The organism is Staphylococcus sp. GDY8P54P, assembly GCF_017892645.1.
Taxonomy (GTDB): domain Bacteria; phylum Bacillota; class Bacilli; order Staphylococcales; family Staphylococcaceae; genus Staphylococcus; species Staphylococcus ureilyticus.
In genome coordinates this window covers 1-2,665 of record NZ_JAESLN010000049.1, presented here as the reverse complement: position 1 = coordinate 2,665, position 2,665 = coordinate 1, and the positions used below count along the sequence as shown (strand labels likewise).

2 protein-coding genes are annotated in these 2,665 nt (G+C 31.4%); one reads left to right on the top strand and one right to left on the bottom strand.

Going from position 1 to position 2,665, the window contains the following annotated elements; all coding sequences use genetic code 11:
• The first annotated feature begins 385 nt into the window (after window positions 1-385).
• Complete coding sequence (gene cfr, locus KA883_RS13195; RefSeq protein ID WP_001010505.1) at window positions 386-1,435, top strand: 23S rRNA (adenine(2503)-C(8))-methyltransferase Cfr; 1,050 nt, start codon at window positions 386-388, stop codon at window positions 1,433-1,435.
• A gap of 747 nt (window positions 1,436-2,182) precedes the next feature.
• Here cfr and KA883_RS13190 read toward each other — a convergent pair.
• Window positions 2,183-2,665: MerR family transcriptional regulator (locus tag KA883_RS13190; protein WP_204171401.1), on the bottom strand; the 483-nt coding region annotated here is incomplete at its 5' end.

Here is a 2,665-nt window from a genome sequence, read left to right as displayed (position 1 = left end):
AATTATACGGACTTTATCGTTGCTAACTTTAATATTTACATTTGAATATTAAAATGTTACAGTACAGGCTAAGTATATTAATTAGTGAAAGGAGGTAATAGCTATTTTAGCTATTAAAGGGAATAGTCTGTCCTTTTTTAAACTAAACAATGATATAAAAACAGTTGCCGGAGCTTTGCCTCTACTATGGATAAGTTTAAAACAAGATCATCAACATACTTGTTTTATGTAGTGAAATATGCATATTTGTATGTTTTGACTTTCGGCACCGGTAATTTTTATCTGTGTTTTTTTTGTGTGCAAAAAGAAATTGATTCTTAGGGACTGCTACTCCTTTCCAATTATTCTAATTACCACTAGAGCAAATTGTGAAAGGATGAAAGAAATGAATTTTAATAATAAAACAAAGTATGGTAAAATACAGGAATTTTTAAGAAGTAATAATGAGCCTGATTATAGAATAAAACAAATAACCAATGCGATTTTTAAACAAAGAATTAGTCGATTTGAGGATATGAAGGTTCTTCCAAAATTACTTAGGGAGGATTTAATAAATAATTTTGGAGAAACAGTTTTGAATATCAAGCTCTTAGCAGAGCAAAATTCAGAGCAAGTTACGAAAGTGCTTTTTGAAGTATCAAAGAATGAGAGAGTAGAAACGGTAAACATGAAGTATAAAGCAGGTTGGGAGTCATTTTGTATATCATCACAATGCGGATGTAATTTTGGGTGTAAATTTTGTGCTACAGGCGACATTGGATTGAAAAAAAACCTAACTGTAGATGAGATAACAGATCAAGTTTTATACTTCCATTTATTAGGTCATCAAATTGATAGCATTTCTTTTATGGGAATGGGTGAAGCTCTAGCCAACCGTCAAGTATTTGATGCTCTTGATTCGTTTACGGATCCTAATTTATTTGCATTAAGTCCTCGTAGACTTTCTATATCAACGATTGGTATTATACCTAGTATCAAAAAAATAACCCAGGAATATCCTCAAGTAAATCTTACATTTTCATTACACTCACCTTATAGTGAGGAACGCAGCAAATTGATGCCAATAAATGATAGATACCCAATAGATGAGGTAATGAATATACTCGATGAACATATAAGATTAACTTCAAGGAAAGTATATATAGCTTATATCATGTTGCCTGGTGTAAATGATTCTCTTGAGCATGCAAACGAAGTTGTTAGCCTTCTTAAAAGTCGCTATAAATCAGGGAAGTTATATCATGTAAATTTGATACGATACAATCCTACAATAAGTGCACCTGAGATGTATGGAGAAGCAAACGAAGGGCAGGTAGAAGCCTTTTACAAAGTTTTGAAGTCTGCTGGTATCCATGTCACAATTAGAAGTCAATTTGGGATTGATATTGACGCTGCTTGTGGTCAATTATATGGTAATTATCAAAATAGCCAATAGTATTGAACAAGGTATATAGCTGATATAATAAGGTGAATTTTTAAATAATATTAATGCAATTAATATTATTTTGATAACTCAATTATGCTAGTATTTTCTTCAAATATGAATGGACTACTGGGTGGAAGATAATTAACTAATCTGTATTCTTCTAATTTGAAATGAATAAGTTTCAAAGTACTAAGATATAGGATTAGTCATCCATTTTTTTTAAATCAGTTTAACTAGATGTTTTGTTTGTCGAATGACAAAAAACTCTTATTTAGTATAAATGAATAGATAATCCTTCCAATAATAATTGGGAGGATTTTTTATTCTCCCTAAATACAAATGTAAGTTAATGAAATATATACTTGAAGATGTTTATGGCATTCTAAAAATGTAGTCTTTGGCAGTTAATTTATGTAGTCTCTCTAGAGAACAACTTGAAAGTATTCGGGAATGCGTTCAGCTTCATAAAACCCTCCTCAATTATATAATCTGAAACCCTCTTGCTAAGTTCTTCTTCAACTTTTTGAAAACCTTTTAATATCATTTGATTTCTCACTTTATTAGCGTTCGTAAAAGTACACTTTTATAGACAAAAAGGAAGAAGCTTTTTCTAGCTCCTTCCCTTCTGATAAGTGATCATAATTTAACTAAGCGTTCTATGAGTTTAGCTTCCGCATTGAAAAACCAGCTGCCAATTGTATCTTCTCCATTTTCATTCTTCAATTGCTATCTTTAGATAGGCAAAGGCGTAACTTTTCAGCAGTCTCTTTCTTGAATTAAATTTATATAGTTCATCAGTTCTGTTACCCCTTTAAATTGATTCATTAATTTGTTGTCCAAGTTCTTCAAAGCAAGCCGAAAGGAATGTTCAACTTTTTCATAGCTTGGTATGTCTATTTCATTTAACAGTTGTTTCATATTTTCAATATAATAAACAGTTTTTCTTAAACTGCTAATGACCAGTATTTTACGCAATTCGGATATAGAAAACATGCGGTAGCCGTTTTCTTTTTTTCTTTCCGAATGGACTAATCCTTCTGATTCCCAGTGGCGAATTGCCGAAGTGTTTACACCTGCCACTTCGGCAGCTTCTCCAATACTCATCCAGTCTTTTAACTTAATATTTTTATAGGTAGTAAAATCTGCTTTCTGAATCATAAGAAGTATTTCTTCTACTCTCTTTTTTTCTACTTGGATTTGATACTGTTGTTCATTTATTAGAGTCAAGTCCAGACTCCT

Bases quoted from the DNA above. Each gene is read 5' to 3' on its own strand.
- cfr (WP_001010505.1), top strand. From the start codon at position 386: ATGAATTTTAATAATAAAACAAAGTATGGTAAAATACAGGAATTTTTA.